Here is a 256-nt window from a genome sequence, read left to right as displayed (position 1 = left end):
TTCGCATTTTTTAAGTTATCTTCTGTAAAACGCGACTCTGTTTCAATTAAAATATCTTCTTCCTTGACGTCATGCTTTAATGCATACGCTTTCGCAGTACGTGCTTCCTCAAGCTCCGATTCAAACTTTGTACCACCAGTAAAAATAATTTTTTTTACACTTCCGTTCTTATACAAGGAGATAGCATGATTAATTCTTTCACGAAATACAGGGGATGGTTTGCCGTTCCAAGAAGCTGCTCCGAGTACAACGGCAG

The 256-nt window shown here is 38.7% G+C and carries 1 protein-coding gene; it reads right to left on the bottom strand.

Annotation, left to right across the window (positions count from 1 at the left end; translation table 11 throughout):
- Positions 1–256, bottom strand: a 256-nt coding sequence (locus V7183_RS24905; RefSeq protein WP_335361208.1) for a YdcF family protein, incomplete at both ends; no start/stop codon positions are given.

This window comes from Bacillus sp. JJ1127 (assembly GCF_036965845.1).
In the GTDB taxonomy this organism is placed as follows: domain Bacteria; phylum Bacillota; class Bacilli; order Bacillales; family Bacillaceae_G; genus Bacillus_A.
The sequence above is the reverse complement of the archived record's forward strand: the minus strand, read 5'-3'. Positions and strand labels throughout refer to the sequence as shown.